A 15802-nucleotide genomic window follows, 5' to 3' on the forward strand; every position below is an offset into this window, starting at 1 on the left:
TGGAACGCGCGATCCCGGTCGCGCCGTGCATGTCTTGCGCCCGAAACGGTGTGGCATGAGGCGTCCGGACGGCGCCAACCGCCGCCCGAACGTGACCGCTCGGCTATGACTCGATGACGATCGTCTCAGGCCGTCGCCGCGATCGCCGGCTCCACCCTGGTCTCGTCCGCCACGTCGGGGGCGGCCGGCGCTTCCGGCTCGGGCACGTGCCCTTGCTGTCCCGACATCTCCAGCGCGGCGGCAAGCGCCCCGTTCAGCGTCGTGACCAGCGCGTCGGCATGGACGCGGCGCTTCAACTCCTGCAGCATGGCCGGGTCGCGCTGGCGCCAGATGCCGATCAGGATCCGCGCGCGCGGCGCCACGCGATGGACGCGCCGCACTGCCTGGCGCAGGTGCACCGTGGACAGCGGCTCGACGAAGGACAGACAGACGAGGGCCACGCCCTCGGCGTCCTGCGGGCTCGGCGGGTTCTTCTGAAGGGTCGCGAGGTCCAGCGCTTCCGCACGCAGGCCGTGACGCGTCAGGACCTGGGCCAGCATGGCGGTGACCGCGCCGTCGAGCGCGTTGACGCCGGCGAGGCACACGACGGGGCGCTCGCCCCGCCAAGCCGGCAGGAGATCCTGCCGGCGCTGCACGATGCGCGTGACCTCCTGGTCGGGCCCGGCGGCATCGACGGCCGCGGCGGCCTCCGCGGTCAGGTTCTTCTTGGAGCGCCGTCCCCGCTGGGCGGAGGTGCGCACGTTCTTCAGCCCGTCGACCAGTTCCAGCGTCGAGCGTTGAAGCGTCTCCAGACGCTCGCCCTCGACGGCGAACCGCGCGACGTCCTCGTGGGCGATCCGCAGGCCTTCGAGGGCGACTTCGTCGTAGTAGGTCGCCAGTTCGCGCTCGCGCAGGAACTCGTGCGCCTGATCGATCGCCTCGCGCGGTCCGCCAGCCAGCATGCGCTGGTAGAAGATCTGCGCGGGCGACAGCGCCGGCCGGTCGCCGAACATCACGTCGATGAAGGATAGGCGCGGCACGTGGCGCCCCATGACGACGAGGCAGATCGTCAGCGGCGTCGCGAGGATCAGGCCGACCGGTCCCCAGAGGAAGGCCCAGATGGTGGCGGCGAGGAGGATGGCGACCGGCGAAAGGCCGGTGGAATGGCCGTAGAGGACGGGTTCCACGACGTTCGACAGGATGGCCTCCGCGCCGAGGTAAAGCACCGCGGTCCAGATCACCATGGACCAGCCGGGATCGACGGCGAAGGCCAGCAGCATCGGCAGCCCCGCGCCGACGAAGCCGCCGACATAGGGGATGAAGCGCAGGATGCCGCCGAGGATTCCCCAGAGCGCCGGGCTCGGCACGCCGAGAAGCCAGAGGCCGAGCGCGGTGACGACGCCGAAGGCGGCGTTCACGCCGAGCTGGAACAGGAGAAGCTTCGACAGGCGCCTCGCGGCATCGTCGATGGCCGCGGTCGTCTGCTGGAGGTCGTCGGTGCCGGCAAGGCGTATGAAGCGATTCCGCAGGTCCTCGCGCTGGAGGAGGATGAAGATCGCGAAGATGATGACGACGCCGAAGGTCGCGAGCGGCTGGAGCAGCGGCAGCGCGATGGCGCTGATCGTGCTGAGGATCGAACTGTCGTTCTCGACCGTGACCGGGATCGGGTGGGGCGTCGCCGTTCCCTCCTCGCCTTCTCCGCCGGCCGGCGACGAGCCGGCCATGGCCTGGATATCGGCCGCCATCTCTTCGAGCGCCACGGCAGCCCGGCTGAAGGGGCCGTTGCCGGTCGCCTGTGCCGAGGCCGAGAGCGACTGGAGCTTCTGCTGGACGGTGATGCGATAGGAGGGGATCTCGCCGACGAGCGACGTGATCTGCGTCGCGATCACGAAGCCCAGCGCGACGATGACCACCGTGGCGGCCAGGATCGCGCCCGATATCGCCAGCATGCGTGGAACGCGCATGCGCTGCAGCTTGATGACGATCGGCGCCAGGATGAAGGCGAGGAGAATGCCGAGCGCGAAGGGCACGAAGATCTCGCGCCCGAGCGTCAGGATCGCGGCGATGGTGAGCGTCAGGACGCCGATCGCCAGCGCCGTGAACAGGGGAAGCGCGCGGCGCAGCATCTGCGAAGTGACGATATCCAACGCCCGGCAACTCCTGCATGGCGTCGGACGAAAGCGACGCGAACTCGGCCAAACGCAGGACCGGCCGAGCGGTTCCCATGGCGGCGCGCGACGCACAAATCGGTCGATCTCGGCCAGCTATGCAGGATCCGTATGGCTGCCGCGCCGAAACACCGCTTCAAAGTCGTGGGGGAAAGGCCCATCTTCCCGTCAGACGAACAGAGACAAACCCCCTGAAAGGACGATCTCGATGAGCCCCCGCAACAACCGCACGCGCTCCTTCGGCCAGCGGCTCCGCAGCATGACCGAGACCTTCGGCGGCATCGCGGCCTGCGCGGCGGCGGCCGAGGCCGGCAAGCGCCCGTCGCGCGCGGCACTCAAGGCGGCCGGGATCGAGCCCAACGCGTTCGACGACGTCCACCTCGGCTGACGCCGACATCTTAACGACCCATGCATGAAAAGGGCGGCTTTCTCGCGAAAGCCGCCCTTTTTCGTTCGTTGGAAACAAGGAGCGAGGTCAGTCCTCGTCGGCCGCCATCTGCGACAGGATCTGACCGCGACCGCGAGCGCGCAGGATCATCGGCACCACCAGCGCCAGCACCGCGAGCGTCAGGAGGGCGATGGCGAGCCAGGAATGGACCAGGATCGACGGATCACCCTGGCTGATGGCGAGTGCGCGGCGGAGCTGCTGCTCGGCCATCGGCCCGAGGATCAGGCCGACCACGACCGGGGCGATCGGATAGCCGAAGCGGCGCAGCATGTAGCCGATCAGACCGAAAAGCAGCAGCATGCCGAGCTCGACCGGCGAGGGGTTGGCGCCGATGCAGCCGAGCGTCGCGAAGACGAGGATGCCCGCGTAGAGCCAGGGGCGCGGGATCGTCAGCAGGCGCACCCAGAGGCCGATCAGCGGCAGGTTGAGCACCACCAGCATCAGGTTGGCGATCAGGAGGCTGGCGACGAGGCCCCAGACGATCTGCGGCGAGGTGATGAAGAGAAGCGGGCCGGGCTGGAGCCCGAACTGCTGGAAGGCGGCGAGCATGATTGCGGCGGTGGCCGAGGTCGGCAGGCCGAGCGTGAGGAGCGGCACCAGCGTGCCGGCGGCGGACGCGTTGTTGGCGGCTTCCGGGCCCGCCACACCCTCGATCGCGCCGTTGCCGAACTCCTCCGGGTACTTCGTGAGGTTCTTTTCCATCGAATAGGAAAGGAAGGTGCCGATCTCGGCGCCGCCGGCCGGCATCGCGCCGATCGGGAAGCCGACCGCGGTGCCCCGCAGCCACGGCTTCCAGGACCGCTTCCAATCCTCCTTGGTCATCCAGAGCGAGCCCGTCACCGCTTGGACCGTGTCGGGCGTGCGGGTCGCGGCGGCCGCCACCACGAGACACTCGCCGATGGCAAAGAGCGCGACGGCGAGCGTTGTCACCTCGATGCCGTCGAGAAGATTGGCCGAGATGCCGCCGAAGAGCCCGGCGAGTGAGGCCCAGAGACCGTGCATAGAGGCGGCGGGGTCGGCGGCCATGCCCTGGAAGTACTGGGCGATCGGCGTCAGCGTCAGGCGGGCCTGTCCGGTCTGGAGGTCGATGCCGACGAGGCCGAGCGTCAGGCCGAGGACGAGCGCGGTGAGGCCGCGCAGCGCCGAGTCGCCGAACGCCGCCGACACGGTGACGAAGGCGAGCAGCATCAACGCGAAATACTCGGCCGGGCCGAACGACAAGGCGAAGGAGACGATGACCGGCGCCAGGAAGGCGAGTCCGAGCGTCGCGATGAGCCCGGCGACGAAGGAGCCGATCGCGGCGGTCGCGAGCGCCGGTCCGCCGCGGCCCTTGCGGGCCATCTTGTTGCCCTCGAGCGCGGTGATGATCGACGCGCTCTCGCCCGGCGTGTTGAGGAGGATCGAGGTCGTCGAGCCGCCGTACATGCCGCCGTAGTAGATGCCCGCGAACATGATCAGCGAGCCGGCGGCATCGAGCTGGTAGGTGACGGGCAGGAGAAGCGCGACGGTCAGCGCGGGGCCGATGCCCGGCAGCACGCCGACGGCGGTGCCGAGCGTCACGCCGATCAGCGCGTAGAGGAGGTTCATCGGCTGGGCGGCCGTCGCCAGGCCTTGACCGAGAAGCGCGAAGGTATCCATCGCTTGAGACCCGTGGTTCGAGCGGGCGCGGCCGGCCGTGGGCGGCGGCGCCGGAGAAGGACTTAAGCCTCCGACGAAAGGCCGGAGGCGGACGGCTCAGCCGAAGAGGCGTTCCAACGGACCGGCCGGCAGCGCAAGGTTCAGGACCTTCGTGAACATCAGCCAGATGGCGAGGCTGAGAAGGATGCCGACGGGGATCGACACGTAGAGCTTGCGCTTGCCGAAGGCGCGGGCGGTGGCCGCGAAGAGAAGGCCGGTGGCGATGGAGAAGCCGGCGGTGGTCAGGAGCAGAAGCTGGGCCGCGAGGCCGCCGACGATCCAGACGATCGGAGCGAACTCGTCGTGGTCCCGCTCCGGGAAATCGCCGCGCCAGGCCTCCACCATCGTCCAGCCGGCCAGCCCCAGGAGCGCGGCGCCGATCAGGAACGGAAAGGTCGCCGGCCCGATGCGCGCATAGGCGCCGCCGCCGATCTGGCTGGCGTCCAGAAGCACGAGAAGGCCGAGAATTCCCAGGCCTATGCCGATGGCAAACGCCGCCCGGTCGGGGCGGCGTTCGGTCGGCTCATGGTCCGACGGGGCGGTCATTACTGGACGAGGCCGATCGCGGTGAGGACGGTCCGGGTGTCCTCGATGTTCTTGGCGAGTTCGGTCTTGAAGGCGTCGCCGGCGAGGAACGTGTCCACCCAGTTGTTGCGCTCGAGGACCGCCTTCCATTCCGGCGTCTGCACCATCTTCTCCATGTTGGCGATGACGGCGGCCGTCTCCTCGGCCGAGATGCCGGGCGCGCCGGCGACCATGCGCCAGTTCTGCAGTTCCATGTCGATGCCCGCTTCCTTCAGCGTCGGCGCCTGCGAGCCCTTGACGCGCTCGGCGCCGGTGGTGGCGAGAAGGCGGAGCGTGCCGGCCTGCACCTGGCTTTCGAACTCGCCGTAGCCCGAGATGCCGGCCGCGACCTGCTGGCCGAGAATGGCGGCGAGCGCCTCGCCGCCGCCCGAGAAGGCGATGTAGTTGATCGCCTTCGGATCGGCGCCGACGGCCTGGGCCAGAAGGCCGGCCGCGATGTGGTCAGTGCCGCCGGCCGAGCCGCCGGCGATCGCCACGGCGCCGGGGTTCTCCTTCAGCGCCTTCACGAGATCGTCGATCGTCTGGTAGGGCGAGGACGCCGGCACCACGATGGCCTCGTCCTCACCGGTGAGGCGGGCGAGCGGCGTGACCTGGTCGAGGGTGACGGGCGACTTGTTGGTGAGGATCGCGCCGACCATGACGTAGCCGCCGACGAGCAGGGCGTTCGGGTTGCCCGACTTGGTGGACACGAACTGCGCGAGGCCGATCGTGCCACCGGCGCCGGGGACGTTGACGACCTGCACGTTGCTGGCGAGCTTGGATTCCTGCAGCACGTTCTGCATGGCGCGGGCGGTCTGGTCCCAGCCGCCGCCCGGCGAGGCGGGCGCCATGATCTCGTAGGCGGGCGCCTGGGCGAAGGCGCTGGTGGACACGAGAAGCGCGGCGAGCGCGCCCAGAAGCATGGACTTCATGAATAGATCCTCCCGAATGGCGACGCGTGGCGTCCCAGGACAACGATGGATGGTCGCGGGGAGGGCGGCGCACGATGATCGCGTCGGCTTCGGGTGACCGCGTCGCCCCTCCAGGCTCTTCGGTCGATCGGCGGCCTCAGGCCGCCCGCGGTCGCATCCAGCCTCCCCGGCCGTCTGGAAACATCCTAACAAAGTGTTCCTGTCAAAAACCTGTCACGGCTCGGCCGTGCCTCATTGCGGTGCAACGATCTCCATCCACGTGTCCAGAAACCGGGCACGGCGCTGGCGGTCGAGCCCGACCAAGAGCGAGGGCCCGAGCGGCACGGGCTGCACGGCGCCGCGCCCCAGCGCCGCGATGCTCTCCGCCGTCCAGCGCCCCGGCGATCCCGGCACCACGGCGCCGAGCGCGGCGGAGCCGGCGAGGATCGCCTGGCCGTCCGCCGACAGGGCGAACTGGAGGAAGGCCTCGCCGAGATCGGGACGCCTGGCCCCGACCGGCACGAACATCGAGCGGGTGACCACGAGGACGTAATCGTCTGGCACCACGATGCCGATGCGCGCGCCCGCCGCCTGGCGCGCGAAGGCATAGGAGCCGAGAACGTTGTAACCGAGCGCGAGGTCACCGCGCTCGATGCCGTCGAGGATGGCGGGGCTCGCGCCCGACAGGCGCACGCCGGCTCGGCCGAATGCGCTGGCGAGACGCCAGAAATAGGACGAGACCGACTGATCCTGCGCGGCCAGCATGTAGCCGACCCCGGAGCGCGCGACGTCGTAGGTCGCGATCCGGCCGGCGAGGCGCACGGCTTGGCGCTCGAGGAGTTCGGCAAGCTCCAGATGGCTGCGCGGCACCTCGTCCTCGGAGATGATGTCGGGGTTGTAGACGATCACCGCCGGCTCGAAGGTGAAGCCGAAGAGCTCCGAGCGCCATTGCGCCCAACCCGGCAGGGACGCGGCGCCGGACAGGGTCAGGCCTCGTGCGAAGCCGTCGTTCACGAGCTTGACCTGCAGGTCCGAGGCCGAGCTCATCATGATGTCGGGCTGCGGGGTCATCCCCTTGGCGAACGCCTCGTAGATGCCCAGCGTCTCGCCCTCGTCGTAGGCGACGGTGACGTCCGGCCGCTGCATCTGGAAGCCGCGCACCAGATGGGCGAAGAGGGCGGTGTCCGTGGCGCCGAGGATGGTGAGGCGCGCGCCCTGCGATCCGTCGGGCGCGGGATAGATCGTCTCGGCGGCGCCGGCCCCCCCGATCGGCAGCAGCAGGACGGCCAGAAGCAAGAGAGCCGCGAGCGCGCGGGGCGGGCCGTTGCCGCCGCCGGTGTCCGCCCGCGGCAGGGCGAGGCGCACGAGGAGCCCACCGCCCGGCCTGTCCTCCAGGCTGATGCGCCCGCGCTGCGCCTCGACCGCGCGCCGGACGATGGCAAGGCCGAGGCCCGATCCGTTGGTGCCGCCGGAGGCCGCGCCGCGGCGAAAGCGCGCGAACACCGCCTCGCGCTCGTCCACGGCGATCCCCGGTCCCCGGTCGGCGACATCGATGCCGACCGTGCCGTGGGCGAGCGCGGAGACGGCGATCTCCACCGGCCCGTCGCTGTAGGTGAGCGCATTGTCCACGAGGTTGCGCAGCATCTCGCGAAGCACCACGCGGTCGGCGCCGAGCGTGGCTTCGGTGAGACCCGTCTCGATCCGCACGGTGACGCGATCGGCCAGGTCCGGATCCAGCCGGCGCACCACCTCGGCCACCACGGCGCCGATGGGCGTCGCGCCGACCGGGGCGGTGTCGAGGCGATGCGAGATGGTGGCGTCCATGAGGAGCTGCGAGACGAGCTGGCTCGCCTGCACCGCCTCGTCGTGGATGCGCGCGACCTGGGCGCGCAGGGCCTCGGGGTCGCGCTCGCTGCGCGCCACCTCGGCCTGGAGGCGCAGCGACGCGAGCGGCGTGCGCACCTCGTGCGCGGCTTCCGCCACCAGGGCCTCCAGCCGTTCGCGCGCGAGAGCCAGCCGGGCCATGAAGTCGTTAAGCGCGCCGACGAGCTGGGCCGCTTCCAGCGGCACCGGCAGGTCCAGGGGGGCAAGGTTCTCCGGCGCGCGGGCCCGCAGGTGGCGCTCCAGCGTTAGGAGCGGCCGGAAGGCGCGGCCGATGCCGAACCAGAGGATGGCGAGGGCGAGGAGCAGGAGCGCCACGACGGGAAGCAGCGCGTTGCCGAAGATCTCGCGGGCGAGCGCCTGCCGCTCGCCGAGCGTCTCGGCGACACGCACCGTCGCCCAGCCGGTGCCCGACGCCGTCGAGACGAGGCGCCCGGCGCTCGCCACGCGCACCCGCTCGCCGCGATAGACGGCATCCGCGAAGGTCGGCTCGCTGTCGTCTTCCGGCGCCAGGCCCTGCGACAGGTCGGGATAGCCGGTGACGTTGGTGCCATCAGGCGCTTCCACGGCATAGAAGATGCGGTCCCGACCGGAGAACATGGCGAAGGAGGCGAGCGGCAGTTCCACCGTCACCTCACCCTCCTCGAGCTGAACGGCGCCCGCGATGGTGAGCGCCGAGGCCCCGAGCAGCCGGTCGAAGGCCCGCTCGGAGGCGCGTTCGGCATAGTCGCGGACGAAGGCGACGAGGACGAGGGCGGCCAGAAAGAGAAGAAGCGTCGCGGCGACGAGCACCCGGCGCCGGATGGAAACGGACCGTGGAGCCCGGACCGGGGCCTTGCCGGATCGGTCGGCCGCGACGTTTCGCCCCTCACCAGGGAGCGAGCCGCAAGTCTCGTCCGGTCCCCCGGAGCGTTGCCGCTGCCCGCCGGCGCCATCGGCCGCGTCACGCGCCTCGCCGTGGGGCGACGATGTCCCGCCCGGACTCTCTGCGGAGGCGTCGTTGCGAGCGCTATCCACCTTCGCGCACCCGCGCGACGTATCCCGAACCCCTCACGGTGCCGATCTCCAGCGCCGAGCCCTCGAGCTTGCGGCGAAGGCGCGAGACGTAGAGCTCCAGCGCGTTGATCGAGACCGCCTCGTCGAAGGAGAAGAGCTGCGCCATGAGCTGTTCCTTGCCCACCACGACGCCCGGCCGCGACAGGAGGATCTCGAGCAGGCGGAACTCGCGGCGCCCGATGTCGAGACGCTCGCCGCTCCGGCTCACCGCGTGACCCGCAAGGTCCACCGTGACGTCGCCGAAGGCCGAGACGCTGGAGGTCTGGCCGGCCGGGCGGCGCAGAAGCGCCCGCAGGCGGGCGTCCAGCTCGCGAAGGTCGAAGGGTTTCACGAGGTAGTCGTCGGCGCCCTGGTCGAGGAGGCTCACCTTGTCGTCGATCTCGGAGCGCGCCGTCATCACCAGGATCGGGACGGCCGAACGGGCACGGCGGACCTGCGAGATCACCCAGAGCCCGTCGCGGCCGGGCAGCGTCAGGTCGAGGATCACGGCGTCGAACGTGTCGAGCCCGAAGGCCTCCACCGCGTCTTCGGCGCTGCGCACCCATTCCACGGCATGGCCCGCGCCCCGCAGGTGGCGGTTCACCGCATCGCCCAGTCCCTCGTTGTCCTCCACCAGGAGCATGCGCATGAACGGCCGGTCTCGCGGAACGATCGGAAAGCGCCGACCATAGGGACCGGCGTGCGGCTTGGGAACCATGGCGAAGGCGTGAGGGGCGGGATGGTTGATTCCGCGGGTGCCCTGCCGCTATCGGTCGACGACGACGTCGAACCCGGCGGCGCTCATCCGAAAGGTTGGCCTCCCATGCATTCCATCGCGCGCGTCGGCCTGGCGGCCGATCTCCTGGCTCATGCGGAGCGGCACGGGCCGGTGACGGTCGGGGTCGCGGGCGCCGGGCAGATGGGCATCGATCTTCTGGTGCAGCTGAAACTGATGCCGGGGGTCCGGCTTGGCGCCGTGTCGACCTCCCGGCCGGCCGAGACGGAAGCCGCGTTGCGCTATGCCGGCTACGCACCGGAAGAGAGCGTGCGCGCCGGGCAGGCCTCGGCGGTCGATGCCGCCGTCGAGGCGGGACGCGCGGCGATCGTGCCGGATGCCGCGCTTCTGTGCGAGGCCGGGCGCATCGACGTCGTGGTGGACGCGACCGGCAGCCCGAGCTTCGGCACGACGCTGGCCTTGAAGGCCTTTGCCCACTGCAAGCACGTGGTGATGCTGAACGTCGAGGCCGACATCGCCGTCGGGCGCCACCTCAACGCCGCCGCGAAAGCCGCCGGCGTCGTCTACACCGGCGCGGCGGGCGATGAGCCGCACGCGACGATCGAGCTGATCGGCCTCGCCCAGTCGCTCGGTCTCGAGATCGTCGCGGCCGGCAAGGGCAAGAACAACCCGCTCGACTTCGACGCCGTGCCCGCCGACTACGAGGAGGAAGCCGCGCGGCGCAACATGAACGCGCGCATGCTGGTGGAGTTCGTGGACGGCTCCAAGACCATGGTGGAGATGGTCGCGATCGCCAACGCCACGGGGCTCGTGCCCGACGTGCCCGGCATGCACGGACCGAACGCCACGGCCGAGGATCTGGCGCAGGTGCTGTGCACCCGAGAGGACGGCGGCATCCTGTCGCGCACGGGCTGCGTCGACTACACGATCGGCCGAGGCGTCGCGCCGGGCGTCTTCTGCGTGGTCAAGGGCCGGCATCCGCGCGTCACCGAGCGCATCGCCGACCTGAAAGTAGGTCCCGGGCCCTGCTTCGCGCTGTTCCGTCCCTTCCACCTCACCTCCATCGAGGTGCCGCTCTCGGCGATCCATGCGAGCGTCCATCGCCGGCCGCACATGGAGCCGCTCGACCGGCCGGTGGCGGAATGCGTGGCGGTCGCCAAGCGCGACCTCCGGCCCGGCGAGGTGCTCGGGCGCATCGGCGAGACGGGGTATCGCGGCTTCGCGATGACCTGGGGGGAGGCGCGCGCGGCCGGCGGCCTGCCGCTCGGGCTGGCGGAGGGCGCGCGGGTGACCGCGCCGATCCGGGCCGGCGAAACGATCACCTACGCCAACGCGGCGCCCGACGAGACGCTGGACATCACCCGCGTCCGCCGAGAGCTCGATGCGGCGGACGAGAGGTTCGTCGGCAAGGTCGCCTGAGCACCTATCGCGTGTAGGCGATCGGCACCGTCATCGAGACGCTGCCGCCCTCCGGCGGGGCGGGAAAAGGGCTGGCGCGGCGCACGAGCGAGAGCGCCGCCTCGTCGAGCACCGGATTGCCCGACGAGCCCGCAAGGCGGATGCCGCTCGCCGCCCCACTGGCGGTGATGGTGAACGACACGCGCACGGTGCCCGCTCCGCCTCCGCGCGGCGTGCGTTTGAAGCGGTTGAGCCGGGCCTGGACCTGGGACTGCCACCGGGCCGGCGAAACGCTTGGACGCGAACGCTGCCCCTGCGAGGCATCGGGCGCGGCGCGCGAGGCGCTGGACGCCGGCGCGGCCGGCTGGCGGCGTTCCGGCCGCGGACGCTCGCGCTGGCGCGGCCGTTCCACCTCGCGCCGACGTTCGGGACGCTTCTCGGCGACCTCGCGACGCGGTTCCGGCGGACGGGGCCGGGCGCGCGGGACCGGCGCGTTGATGACGGCTTCGGCCTGCTGCTCGATCACGGGCGGCGGCTCGGGCTGGGGCTCCGGCGGCGGCTCGGGCAGGGGTTCCGGCTCCTCGACGGGCGGCGGGGGCTCCTCGACCGGGGGCGGGGGCTCTGGCTCCGGCGGGGGCGGCACGGGTTCGGGCGGGGGCGGTTCGGGCTCCGGCTGCGGCTCGGGTGGCGGCGGCTCCGGCGGCGCAGGCTCGGGCGGCGTTTCCTCCGGCTGGACCTCCGGCTCCGGCGCTTCCATCGCCGGCGCGGCGGGAGCGGCGGCCTCGGGCGGCGCAAGCTCGATCAGGATCGGCGCTTCCGGCGCGCCGGCGGGCGGCGTCGCCACCGGGGGCATGTGGACGAAGAACCAGGCCGCCGCCGCATGGGCCGTGGCGATGGCGAGCATCGCCGTGCCCCAGCGCGCCGCGCTGGCCCATCCGGAGCCGCGCTCGATGTCGTGCGGGCGGGCGAGCGTCATGGTTGCGGGGCGGCTCCGGCTCCGGCTGCCTGCGGCGAGGCGTCGCCGGCGTTCTCCAGGCCCACCAGTGCGATCTTGAGATAGCCGGCGTCGCGAAGGGCGTTCATCACCCCCATCAGGTCGCCGTAGTCGACCGCGGCGTCGGCGCGCAGGAAGATGCGCTCGTCGCGGTTGCCGCCCGTTCGCGCGTCGAGCGCGGTGCGCAAGGTCTCGCGCGCGACCGCCTCCTCGCCCATCACGAGGTTCAGGTCGTCCTGCACGGTGAGGTAGAGCGGCTCGTCCTGCCGCTGCTGCGGTTGCGCGTTCGACACCGGCAGGTCCACCGGCACGTCCACGGTCGAGAGCGGCGCGGCCACCATGAAGATGATGAGGAGCACGAGCACGACGTCGATGAACGGCGTGACGTTGATCTCGGAGACTTCGCCGGAATCGTCGTCGTCGGAGTTTTTCAGGCTGACACCCATCGCGCCTACTCCGCCGCCGCCGAGTGGGGATAGACAGCGCGCGGCGCGGCCATCCTGGCGCGATCGAGGTCGCGCGACAGGTGCTGGAGCACGGCGGCCGAAGCGTCGGAAAGCACCGCCCGGTAGCCCGAGATCGCGCGGGCGAAGACGTTGTAGATGATCACGGCGGGAATGGCGGCGACGAGGCCGATGGCGGTGGCGAGCAGCGCCTCGGCGATGCCGGGCGCGACCACCGCGAGGTTGGTCGTGTTGGCCTGGCTGATGCCGATGAACGAGTTCATGATGCCCCAGACCGTGCCGAACAGTCCGACGAAGGGCGCGGTGGAGCCGATCGTCGCCAGAAGCCCGGTGCCGCGCGCCATGCGCCGGCCGGCCCGCGCCTCGATGCGCTGCAGGGCGGCGGCGACGCGCTCCTTGACGCCGTCGGCGGGAAGGCCGGCGGAGCGCGACCGCTCGTCGGCCGCGGCCCGCACCATCGCGGCGACGGGCCCGCGCTTCCAGCCCTCGGCATCGACCGCGTCGGTGGACGGCAGCCCCTCGGCCCGGCCGAGACGCCGAACACCGGCGCCGGCGCGCGTCTTGGCCGCGGTCAGCTCCAGTACCTTGGCGAGCCAGATCGTCCAGGTGACGACGGAGGCGAAGGCGAGGCCGATCATCACCGCCTTCACCACGTAGTCCGCCGCCATGAACATGCCCCAGGGGGACAGGTCGTGCGGCAGGCTGGCGGCACCAGTTACCGTCGGGGCTTCGGTCTCCGGGGTGCCGGACGGCACGACCGGCGTGGCCGCCGGCGCCGTGGCGGGGACGCTGTCCGCGCTTTGGGCCGGTTCGTCGGCTGTCGCAGGGGGGCTGCCGAGCGGTGGGATCGAACTCGGCATGCCGGAGGGGAAGACCGTGCCCGGCGTCTGGGGCATCACCGATCCCGGAGCGGCAGCCGGGGACGAGGCGGCCGGGGACGGAGCCGAAGCCGTCGCGGGTGCGGCGGGTGCCGGGCTTGCCGCGTCCTGCGCGAGGGCGCCGCCTATCAGGAGGGGCAGGGCGAGAACTGCGCCGAGGAGCGCGCGCCCGGCCCGGGGGCGCCCTGCGAAAGAGACCGTGTCGTGTGCCATCGTCGACCTTTTCGTCGATCGGGCGAGGCGTCGCCCGTGCCGCAGTGCCGCCGGCGGGGGGGCGCCGACTGCTTGGCTGCAATACATGAACCATGAAGTCATGTTTTCCATACGCACCGGGTCCCCATCGCACAAGCCCCCGTTCCAACTCTCCCCACCGCAGGGCTTTGCCAGTTCGACGGCCCCCTCCGAGGGTCGCCCCCATCGACAAGGTCGCGATGCGCCCCACCATAAGGCGCAAATATCAAGGGACGCCGCGCCGCAGGATCGAACCGCCGCGATGTGCCCGGCCTCGAAGGAAGGACCGCCCATGAGCGCGAACCCCGCCGCCGCACCCGATCACGGATCGACTGGAGCCGGCTCGCCCGAGCAGAAGGCCATCGACACGATCCGCACCCTGTCGATGGATGCCGTCCTCAAGGCCCATTCGGGCCATGTCGGCGCGCCGCTGGGCCTTGCCCCCGTCGCCTACACGCTGTGGACCGAGTTCATGCGCTACGATCCCGGCCGGCCGGACTGGCCGAACCGCGACCGGTTCGTGCTCTCCGTCGGCCACGGGTCGATGCTGCTCTATTCGGTGCTGCATCTCACCGGCGTCGAGGAGATCGACGCCCACGGCAAGAAGACCGGCAAGCCTGCCGTCTCGCTGGAGGACATCGAACAGTTCCGCCAGCTTTCGTCGAAGACGCCGGGCCACCCGGAATACCGGATGACGACGGGCGTCGAGACGACCACGGGCCCGCTCGGCCAGGGCTGCGGCAACTCGGTCGGCATGGCGATCGCCGAGCGCTGGCTGGCGGCGCGCTACAACAAGCCGGAGGCCACCGTCTTCGACCATGACGTGATCGTCTTGTGCGGTGACGGCGACATGATGGAGGGCGTGTCCTCCGAGGCCGCCTCGCTCGCCGGCCACCTCAAGCTGTCGAACCTTCTCTGGATCTACGACAACAACAAGGTGTCGATCGAAGGCTTCACCAGCCTCGCCTTTTCCGAGGACGTCGCGAAGCGGTTCCGGGGCTACGGCTGGAAGACGCTGCATGTCTCGGACGCCAACGACCTCGGCGCGATCCGCGAGGCGGTGGCGGAGTTCCGCCGGACCGACGACCGGCCGACGCTGGTGGTCGTGGACAGCGTGATCGGCTACGGGCTCAAGAAGCAGCAGGGCACGGCCGCCGCCCACGGCGAGGCCTTCGACGCCGAGGACGTGAAAGGCGCCAAGCGCTCCTACGGCTGGCCCGAGGACAAGAGCTTCTACGTACCGGACGGCGTCGCGCAGGACTTTCGCTCGCGCGTCGAGACGCGCGGCAAGGCCGCGCGCGAGACCTGGGAAGCCGATTTCGCCCGCTATCGGCAGGCGCACCCGGACCTCGCCGCCGAGATCGACGCCATGCGCGAGGGCAAGCTGCCGGACGGCTGGGACGCCGGCATTCCGACCTTCGAGCCGGATGCCAAGGGCGTCGCCTCGCGCGACGCGTCGGGCAAGGTGCTGAACGCCATCGCCGAGCGCGTGCATTACCTCATCGGCGGCTCGGCCGACCTTGCGCCGTCGAACAAGTCGAAGCTCGGCTTCGAAGGCGCGGGCTCCTTCGAGGCCGACGACTACGGCGGCCGGAACCTTCATTTCGGCATCCGCGAGCATGGGATGGGGGCGATCGCCAACGGCATGGCGCTCTCCTACGTCCGGCCCTATGCTGCGACCTTCCTCGTCTTCTCAGACTACATGCGGGCGCCGGTGCGCCTGTCGGCGATCATGGAAATCCCGGTGGTCTGGATCTACACGCACGATTCCATCGGCGTCGGCGAGGACGGGCCGACCCACCAGCCGGTAGAGCACCTGGCGAGCCTGCGCGCCATTCCCGGCCTCAACACGATCCGCCCCTGCGACGCCAACGAGACGGCGGAAGCCTGGCGCGTCGCGATGGAACAGACGCACGAGCCGACCGCGCTGGTGCTCTCGCGCCAGCCGCTGACGACGCTCGACCGCTCGAAGTTCGCACCCGCCTCCGGGCTTCGGAAGGGCGCCTACATCCTGGCCGAGGCCGAAGGCGGCAAGCCGGACGTGATCCTTCTCGCCACCGGCTCGGAAGTGTCGCTCTGCGTCGAGGCGCGCGACAGGCTGGCCGGCGAGGGCATCAAGGCGCGGGTCGTGTCCATGCCGTCCTGGCACCTCTTCGAACGCCAGGACGAGAGCTACCGCGATGAGGTTCTGCCCCCGGACGTCATGGCGCGCGTCGCGGTGGAGCAGGGCGGCTCGCTCGGCTGGGACCAGTATGCCGGCTCGAAGGGCGCCAAGATCGTCATGAAGACCTTCGGCGCCTCGGCTCCCATCGCCAAGCTCCAGGAGAAGTTCGGCTTCACGGTCGACAACGTCGTGAAGCTTGCCAAGGAGCAGGCGGCCGCCGGCCGCTGACGGGCCTTCGGGCGGCGTGCTCCCCCCAACGCCGTCCGCCACTTCC

The 15802-nt window shown here is 71.0% G+C and carries 12 protein-coding genes; 3 read left to right on the forward strand and 9 right to left on the reverse strand.

Annotation, left to right across the window (positions count from 1 at the left end):
• Nucleotides 1-125: 125 nt before the first annotated feature.
• The gene (locus AUL34_RS09995; RefSeq protein ID WP_244492511.1) at nt 126-2126 is read right to left on the reverse strand and encodes an AI-2E family transporter; all 2001 of its coding nucleotides are present in this window, start codon (nt 2124-2126) and stop codon (nt 126-128) included.
• 229 nt (nt 2127-2355) lie between these two features.
• Between AUL34_RS09995 and AUL34_RS10000 the strand changes: the two genes are divergently transcribed.
• The gene (locus tag AUL34_RS10000) at nt 2356-2535 is read left to right on the forward strand and encodes a hypothetical protein (RefSeq protein WP_061933566.1); all 180 of its coding nucleotides are present in this window, start codon (nt 2356-2358) and stop codon (nt 2533-2535) included.
• Nucleotides 2536-2622: 87 nt separating this feature from the next.
• Here the strand turns inward: AUL34_RS10000 and AUL34_RS10005 are convergent, their stop codons facing one another.
• The 5 genes from AUL34_RS10005 to AUL34_RS10025 all read right to left on the reverse strand — a co-directional run bounded on the left by AUL34_RS10005 (nt 2623) and on the right by AUL34_RS10025 (nt 9312).
• Nucleotides 2623-4233 carry a tripartite tricarboxylate transporter permease gene (locus AUL34_RS10005; protein ID WP_061933567.1) on the reverse strand — a complete coding sequence of 537 codons (1611 nt, stop codon included), beginning with the start codon at nt 4231-4233 and terminating at the stop codon, nt 2623-2625.
• A 96-nt stretch (nt 4234-4329) separates the two neighbouring features.
• The gene (locus AUL34_RS10010) at nt 4330-4818 is read right to left on the reverse strand and encodes a tripartite tricarboxylate transporter TctB family protein (protein WP_061933568.1); all 489 of its coding nucleotides are present in this window, start codon (nt 4816-4818) and stop codon (nt 4330-4332) included.
• Complete coding sequence (locus tag AUL34_RS10015; protein ID WP_061933569.1) at nt 4818-5768, reverse strand: tripartite tricarboxylate transporter substrate binding protein; 951 nt, start codon at nt 5766-5768, stop codon at nt 4818-4820. Before AUL34_RS10015 ends, AUL34_RS10010 begins: the two co-directional genes overlap by 1 nt.
• A 231-nt stretch (nt 5769-5999) precedes the next feature.
• Entirely contained in the window at nt 6000-8420 is a 2421-nt protein-coding gene (locus AUL34_RS10020) for an extracellular solute-binding protein (RefSeq protein WP_244492512.1), read from the reverse strand.
• 217 nt (nt 8421-8637) lie between these two features.
• Nucleotides 8638-9312, reverse strand: a complete 675-nt coding sequence (locus AUL34_RS10025) for a response regulator transcription factor (protein ID WP_061933600.1) — start codon at nt 9310-9312, stop codon at nt 8638-8640.
• A 174-nt stretch (nt 9313-9486) separates the two neighbouring features.
• Between AUL34_RS10025 and AUL34_RS10030 the strand changes: the two genes are divergently transcribed.
• On the forward strand, nt 9487-10818 hold the full coding sequence (locus AUL34_RS10030) for an NAD(P)H-dependent oxidoreductase (RefSeq protein WP_061933601.1): 1332 nt from the start codon (nt 9487-9489) through the stop codon (nt 10816-10818).
• Between the two features lie 4 nt (nt 10819-10822).
• Here the strand turns inward: AUL34_RS10030 and AUL34_RS10035 are convergent, their stop codons facing one another.
• Genes AUL34_RS10035 through exbB form a run of 3 tightly spaced genes read right to left on the reverse strand, consistent with a single transcriptional unit; the run spans nt 10823 to nt 13346 of the window.
• On the reverse strand, nt 10823-11773 hold the full coding sequence (locus tag AUL34_RS10035) for an energy transducer TonB (RefSeq protein ID WP_061933570.1): 951 nt from the start codon (nt 11771-11773) through the stop codon (nt 10823-10825).
• Nucleotides 11770-12237, reverse strand: coding sequence for a TonB system transport protein ExbD (gene exbD, locus AUL34_RS10040; protein WP_061933571.1), 468 nt, complete (start codon nt 12235-12237; stop codon nt 11770-11772). The genes AUL34_RS10035 and exbD overlap by 4 nt, the downstream gene beginning before the upstream one ends.
• A gap of 5 nt (nt 12238-12242) precedes the next feature.
• Complete coding sequence (gene exbB / locus AUL34_RS10045) at nt 12243-13346, reverse strand: tonB-system energizer ExbB (protein ID WP_082653284.1); 1104 nt, start codon at nt 13344-13346, stop codon at nt 12243-12245.
• A 310-nt stretch (nt 13347-13656) separates the two neighbouring features.
• Here exbB and tkt point away from each other — a divergent pair, with 310 nt between their 5' ends.
• Nucleotides 13657-15756 (forward strand): transketolase, encoded by a 2100-nt coding sequence (tkt, locus tag AUL34_RS10050; RefSeq protein ID WP_082653285.1) that lies wholly within the window; start codon nt 13657-13659, stop codon nt 15754-15756.
• The last annotated feature ends 46 nt before the right edge of the window (nt 15757-15802 follow it).

Origin of the sequence: Aureimonas sp. AU22, from assembly GCF_001463745.1 — a bacterium.
Classification (GTDB): domain Bacteria; phylum Pseudomonadota; class Alphaproteobacteria; order Rhizobiales; family Rhizobiaceae; genus Aureimonas.

What these genes read in the sequence shown, in the direction of transcription:
- tkt (WP_082653285.1), top strand. Translation starts at nt 13,657, where the DNA reads ATGAGCGCGAACCCCGCCGCCGCACCCGATCACGGATCGACTGGAGCC.
- AUL34_RS10030 (WP_061933601.1), top strand. Translation starts at nt 9,487, where the DNA reads ATGCATTCCATCGCGCGCGTCGGCCTGGCGGCCGATCTCCTGGCTCAT.
- exbD (WP_061933571.1), bottom strand. Translation starts at nt 12,237, where the DNA reads ATGGGTGTCAGCCTGAAAAACTCCGACGACGACGATTCCGGCGAAGTC.
- AUL34_RS10005 (WP_061933567.1), bottom strand. Translation starts at nt 4,233, where the DNA reads ATGGATACCTTCGCGCTTCTCGGTCAAGGCCTGGCGACGGCCGCCCAG.
- AUL34_RS10010 (WP_061933568.1), bottom strand. Translation starts at nt 4,818, where the DNA reads ATGACCGCCCCGTCGGACCATGAGCCGACCGAACGCCGCCCCGACCGG.
- AUL34_RS10000 (WP_061933566.1), top strand. Translation starts at nt 2,356, where the DNA reads ATGAGCCCCCGCAACAACCGCACGCGCTCCTTCGGCCAGCGGCTCCGC.
- AUL34_RS10025 (WP_061933600.1), bottom strand. Translation starts at nt 9,312, where the DNA reads ATGCGCATGCTCCTGGTGGAGGACAACGAGGGACTGGGCGATGCGGTG.
- exbB (WP_082653284.1), bottom strand. Translation starts at nt 13,346, where the DNA reads ATGGCACACGACACGGTCTCTTTCGCAGGGCGCCCCCGGGCCGGGCGC.
- AUL34_RS10035 (WP_061933570.1), bottom strand. Translation starts at nt 11,773, where the DNA reads ATGACGCTCGCCCGCCCGCACGACATCGAGCGCGGCTCCGGATGGGCC.
- AUL34_RS10015 (WP_061933569.1), bottom strand. Translation starts at nt 5,768, where the DNA reads ATGAAGTCCATGCTTCTGGGCGCGCTCGCCGCGCTTCTCGTGTCCACC.